Source organism: Nocardia sp. NPDC058497 (assembly GCF_042720195.1).
Taxonomy (GTDB): domain Bacteria; phylum Actinomycetota; class Actinomycetes; order Mycobacteriales; family Mycobacteriaceae; genus Nocardia.
The window spans coordinates 1-5,698 of record NZ_JBHXMY010000389.1; the positions used below are offsets into that span (position 1 = coordinate 1).

Consider the following 5,698-nt stretch of genomic DNA (forward strand, 5'->3'; position numbering starts at 1 on the left):
GCCTGGACCTTCCCGGAGCGGATCTTCTCGGCGATGTCCGGGTTGGCGGCGAGGGCCTTCTCGACCTCGGCCTGCAAGGCGGTGTCGTCGCTGACCATGCCCAGGCCCTTGGCCTCGACGATCGCGGCGGGCTCGCCCTCACCGGCGAGGACGAAGTCGACGACCTGCTTGGCGACCTTGTTGTTGACGGTCTTGGCCTCGACCAGCTTGATCACCTCGGCCACCTGGGCGGGGGTGATCGGCAGGTCGGCGAGGGCGACCTCGCGCTCCTTGGCCTTCTCGGTCAGGTAGGCGACCCACCAGGAGCGCGCCTCGTTGGCGGGGGCGCCCGCCTCGACGGTGGCGATGATCAGGTCGAGGGCGCCCGCGTTCACCAGGTCGCGCATGACCTCGTCGGACAGACCCCACTCGGCCTGGATGCGCGCGCGGACCAGCCACGGGTACTCGGGGATGGTGGCGCGCAGCTCGTCGACCCAGTCGGCGTCCGGGGCGACCGGCTCGAGGTCCGGCTCGGGGAAGTAGCGGTAGTCCTCGGCGGTCTCCTTGCGGCGACCCGCGGAGGTGGACCCGTCGGCCTCGTTGAAGTGGCGGGTCTCCTGGACGATCTCGCCGCCGTCGGTGAGCACGGCGGCCTGGCGGCGCATCTCGTAGCGCACCGCGACCTCGACGCTCTTGAGCGAGTTCACGTTCTTGGTCTCGGTGCGGGTGCCGAACTCCTTGGCGCCCACCGGCATCAGCGAGACGTTGGCGTCGCAGCGCAGCGAGCCCTGCTCCATCTTCACGTCGGAGACATGCAGCGAGCGCAGCACCTCGCGCAGCGCGGTGACGTAGGCGCGGGCCACCTCGGGCGCGCGCTCACCGGCGCCGGTGATCGGCTTGGTGACGATCTCGATCAGCGGCACGCCCGCCCGGTTGAAGTCGAGCAGCGAGTGGCTGGCGCCGTGGATGCGTCCGGTCGCGCCGCCCACGTGCAGCGACTTGCCGGTGTCCTCCTCCATGTGCGCGCGCTCGATCGCCACCCGGAAGGTGGAGCCGTCGTCGAGGACGACGTCGAGGTAGCCCTCGGTCGCGATCGGCTCGTCGTACTGGCTGATCTGGTAGTTCTTCGGCTGATCGGGGTAGAAGTAGTTCTTGCGCGCGAACCGGCCCCACGGGGTGATCGAACAGTTCAGCGCGAGACCGATCCGGATGGCCGACTCGACGGCCTTCTCGTTGACCACCGGCAGCGAGCCGGGCAGGCCGAGGCACACCGGGCACACCTGGGTATTGGGTTCGGCGCCGAACTCGGTGGGGCAACCGCAGAACATCTTGGTCGCCGTGGACAACTCGACGTGGACCTCCATGCCGAGCACCGGCTCGTACCGGGAGATGACATCGGCGTAATCCATCAACTCGACCGTGGGTGCACTCATGGTTAGCAGTCTATGTAAGCCCTAACGGGGCGGGATGTGCTGGGTGAGCCAGTCGGTGACGTAGGTCAGCACGGCCGGGTCGATGGTGGTCTCGATGGTGGCGTATTCGCTGGGTTTGCCCGTCTCGGTGGGCTGCATAAGGTGGTTGAGGCCGGGAAAGGTGTGCACGGTCGCGTCGGGGTCGCCTGCCAGGTTGGCTCGCATCGGCTCCTCGTTCTGGGACACGAGGACCTGCTGGTCCTTGTCGCCGAAGAAGGCGAGCACGGGAATCCGCAGCGCTTCCAATGCCGGTTTCGGGTCGTAGGTCATGAACGAGGTCATGTACGGAGTGTTGAAGGAGTCGACGGCCTCCTGCGACGCGCGTTCCTCGGGGGGCAGCGAATCGTTGTGCTGCTGGGCGAAGGCCTTGGCGCCGTCGATATCGCCGGAGCGCAGCAGCGTCGACCACCGGGTGAGGTAGTCGACCTGCTCGTCGATCTTGTCCTGCGGTTCGCCCGCCGCGGCCAGGATGACCTTGTTCTGCTCGATCAGCACATCGGCGCCGACCACCGAGGGACCGGCCATGAGCACCGCGAACGCGACGTTGCTGTCGGGCCGGGCGGCGACCAGCGGGGCGAGGTAGCCGCCCTCGCTGTGCCCGAACAGCCCGACCTTCGCGGGGTCGATCTCGGGGCGGTCGCGCAGGAACGCGACACCGGCGGCCGCGTCGGAGGCGAGGTCGGCGTAGGTGGCGTCGTCGAGTTTTCCGCTGGTGCCGCCGACACCGCGGTCGTCGGTGCGCAGCACGGCGTAGCCCGCGCGGGTGAAAGTGTCGGCCAGCAGCAGGAACGGGCGGTGGCCCATCAGGTCTTCGTTGCGGTCCTGCGGGCCGCTGCCGGTGATCAGCAGTATCGCCGGAAACGGGCCGGCACCTTCGGGTTCGGTGAGGGTGCCCGCGATGGTGATGTCGCCGTTGCGGTAGGTGACGTCCTCGCTGCGGTAGGGGTACGGCGGTTTCGGGTCCTGCGGGCGGACGAGGTTTTCGACCTGGCCGCGGCGCAGTACCAGCGGCACCGTCTGGCCGGACTGCACCCAGTCACCGGTGATCTGCTCGCCGTCGAGCTTGCCGCGGAAGGCGGGGTCGCCCGGCACGTCGGGCATCGTGAACTCGACCCGATCGGGTTCGGTGCGCACATCTTTCAGCGGCGCGGCGCGCACGCCCTGCGCGGGGATGTCGATGGTGGCCGAGCCGTTCTCGGCGAAGGTCACCCCGATCGAGATCGGCTCACCAGGCACCTCGATGTCACCGTGCCATGGTCCCTGGACCGCGGGCCCCGCTTCCTCGTCCGAGGAACATCCCGTCACCAGCGCGGCGACGACGAACAGAACCGAAACGATCACTCGACCGGTGCGCATACAGCCACGGTACCGATCCGCACCGACAACTCAGCCGAAAAAGGCCTGCGCCTCGCTGAGCCGCTCGGCGGGAACCCGCTTGAGCTGCTTGGTGGCTTCCGACAGCGGCACGAGCCCGATGTTGGTGCCGTGCAGGGCGACCATCTGCCCGAAGTGCCCCGCGTGCACCGCCTCCGCCGCGTGCACGCCGAACCGGGTCGCGAGGATGCGGTCGTAGGGCGTCGGGCTGCCACCGCGCTGCACGTGGCCGAGCACGGTCGTGCGGACTTCCTTGCCGATGCGGCGTTCGATCTCCGAACCCAGCTGCTGGGCGACACCGGTGAACCGCTCGTGGCCGAACTCGTCGATCCCACCTTCCCGCAGCGCGAAGCCGGAATCGGGTGCGGGATGCGCGCCTTCGGCGACCACGCAGATGAAGTGCTTGTCGCCACGCTGGAAACGGCTCTTGATCAGCGCGCACACCTGTGCCACGTCGAACGGCTCCTCGGGCACCAGGGTCAGGTGCGCGCCCGCGGCGATGCCGGAGTTCAGCGCGATCCAGCCCGCGTGGCGGCCCATCACCTCGACCAGCATCACCCGCTGGTGGGATTCGGCGGTGGTGTGCAGGCGGTCGATGGCCTCGGTGGCGATGGAGAGGGCGGTGTCGTGGCCGAACGTGACGTCGGTGCAGTCGATGTCGTTGTCGATGGTCTTGGGCACGCCGACGACCGGAACGCCCTCGTCGGAGAGCCAGCTGGCCGCGGTCAGCGTGCCCTCGCCGCCGATCGGGATCAATGCTTCGATGCCGTTGTCGTCGAGGGTCTGCTTGATCCGGCCGAGCCCGGCGAGCAGCACGTCGGGATTGGTGCGCGCGGTCCCGAGCATGGTGCCGCCCTTGGTGAGCAGCCGGTCGGTGCGGTCGTCGTTGAGGATGCGGATCTTGCGGTCTTCCAGTAGGCCGCGCCAGCCGTCCTCGAAGCCGACGATCGAGTCGCCGTAGCGGCCGTTCGCGGTGCGGACGACAGCCCGGATCACCGCGTTCAGGCCTGGACAGTCTCCGCCTCCGGTCAAGACTCCGATGCGCATGGCGTTCATCTTGCCGCACCGGCGGTGATCAGGGGCAGTTGCCTCCGGCCAGCTCGCCGAGGTGTCCCGAGATCAGGGTCGCCATCTTGTCCAGCATGGTCATGCCGTCGGCGAAGCCGCCCGAATCCGGTTGCGCGGCGAAGGCGATCGCGATCCGGCCCGAGGGCGAATCGATGAGACCGAACTGGCGGACCAGGTATTTGCCCGAGGTGTCCGGACCCCAGCCGCCCTTGAATTCGGCGCTGCCGAACGCGCCGAGACCCCAGCGGTGGCTCGCCACGATCTGCTGCATGAGGCCGACCACGCGCTGGCTCTGCGGCAGGCACGGCAGGTTCGCGGCGAAGCGCACCTGATCGGCCAGCGCCCACTCGGCCTGGCCGTAGATCGAGGCGTCGGAGCGGGTGCGCACCGAGGGCACGGTGGTGTTGGTGTCGCCGCCTTCGCGCAACACGTTCCGCACGGACTCGGCCGCCGCATCGCCCGCGCCGAGCGACTGCCACAGCGTGTCGGCGGCCCCGTTGTCGGAGGCGGTGATGGCGGCGGTCGCGGTCGTGCTGTACGACGCGTTGTTGCGCAGCGCGGCGATCGCCAACGGGACCTTGATGGTCGACCAGGCCGGACCCGAGGTCCAGGCGCCGAAGGTGACCATCTGGTCGCCGCCGACCGGCATGATCGCCAGTCCGAGGGTCCCGCGGAAGCCCTGCTGGAGCGCGGCGAAGTCGCCGGCCAGGCTGCCGGGGACCGCGATCGAGACGTTGCCCGCGCCCGCGCCGGGATCCACCGCGGCGGCGGTCGTGGTCGTGGTCGGCGCGGTCGAGGACTTCGGCTCGCCGCCGCAGCCGGCCACGAACAGGACGACGGCCCCGAGCAGCGCGACGAGCGCCAGTGGGACCGGGCGTCGGTCTTTCGTCATCATGTGAAGCATCTTCGTTTCTAAACTCCCCCCGGGCTTCGGTGCCGGGGTAGCAGTTCCGACACCGTACTGGGCAGTATGGCCGAACGCACACTTCGACCGCGAAACGCTCAGGTCAGACGGTGTTCACCGGTATAGATATTCATCGTTTCGCCGCGCAGGAACCCGACGAGCGTCAGATCCGATTCGGCGGCCAGATCGACGGCGAGCGAACTCGGCGCCGACACCGCGGCCAGGATCGGGATGCCCGCCATCACCGCCTTCTGGGCGAGCTCGAAGGACGCGCGACTGCTGACGACGAGCATCAGCTCGAGCGCCGGAATCCGGTCCTCGCGCACCGCCCAGCCGATCACCTTGTCGACGGCGTTGTGCCTGCCGATGTCCTCGCGCAACGCGAGCAGGGTGCCGTCGGTGGTGAACAGGCCCGCCGCGTGCAGGCCGCCGGTGGCCTCGAAGAGTTTCTGCCCGTCGCGCAGCTGTTTCGGCAGACCGGCCAGGGTGTCGGTGGCGACGGACGCGGTGTCGTGCGCGATCGGGTAGCGGGTGTGCGTGCGCACCTCGTCGAGCGCGGACTTGCCGCAGAGCCCGCAGGCGCCGGTGGTGAGGAAGTTGCGGGTGTTCAGCGGGACCGGTGCGCGCAGGCGGATGTCGAGCACGTTGTAGGTGTTGCGGCCTTCGCTGTCGGTGCCGGCGCAGTAGCGGGCCGAGACGATGTCGTCGGCCGAGCCGATGATGTCCTCGCCGAAGAGGAATCCGTGAACCAGGTCGATGTCGTTGCCCGGGGTGCGCATGGTGACGGTGAGCGACTGCCCGTCGACGCGGATCTCCAGCGGTTCCTCCACCGCGAGGGTGTCGGGCCGCTGGATCCGCCCGCCCGGGGACAGCCGGGTCGGCATTCGCCGTGCGGTGCCTC

The 5,698-nt window shown here is 69.2% G+C and carries 5 protein-coding genes; all 5 read right to left on the bottom strand.

Annotation, left to right across the window (positions count from 1 at the left end):
- Positions 1-1,412 (bottom strand): Asp-tRNA(Asn)/Glu-tRNA(Gln) amidotransferase subunit GatB (gatB, locus tag ACFWPJ_RS22770; protein ID WP_378854396.1); only part of this gene is annotated, 1,412 nt, incomplete at its 3' end.
- A gap of 21 nt (positions 1,413-1,433) precedes the next feature.
- Positions 1,434-2,807 carry an alpha/beta hydrolase family protein gene (locus ACFWPJ_RS22775; RefSeq protein ID WP_378854398.1) on the bottom strand — a complete coding sequence of 458 codons (1,374 nt, stop codon included), beginning with the start codon at positions 2,805-2,807 and terminating at the stop codon, positions 1,434-1,436.
- 30 nt (positions 2,808-2,837) lie between these two features.
- Entirely contained in the window at positions 2,838-3,872 is a 1,035-nt protein-coding gene (locus ACFWPJ_RS22780; protein WP_378854400.1) for an ATP-dependent 6-phosphofructokinase, read from the bottom strand.
- A gap of 28 nt (positions 3,873-3,900) precedes the next feature.
- Positions 3,901-4,785: a hypothetical protein gene (locus ACFWPJ_RS22785; protein WP_378854402.1), complete on the bottom strand. Its 885-nt coding sequence runs from the start codon at positions 4,783-4,785 to the stop codon at positions 3,901-3,903.
- Positions 4,786-4,895: 110 nt separating this feature from the next.
- Positions 4,896-5,698, bottom strand: an 803-nt coding sequence (gene fdhD / locus ACFWPJ_RS22790) for a formate dehydrogenase accessory sulfurtransferase FdhD (RefSeq protein WP_378854404.1), incomplete at its 5' end; no start/stop codon positions are given.

Coding starts and splice junctions, on each gene's coding strand:
- ACFWPJ_RS22780 (WP_378854400.1), bottom strand. CDS start 3,872: ATGCGCATCGGAGTCTTGACCGGAGGCGGAGACTGTCCAGGCCTGAAC.
- ACFWPJ_RS22785 (WP_378854402.1), bottom strand. CDS start 4,785: ATGACGAAAGACCGACGCCCGGTCCCACTGGCGCTCGTCGCGCTGCTC.
- ACFWPJ_RS22775 (WP_378854398.1), bottom strand. CDS start 2,807: ATGCGCACCGGTCGAGTGATCGTTTCGGTTCTGTTCGTCGTCGCCGCG.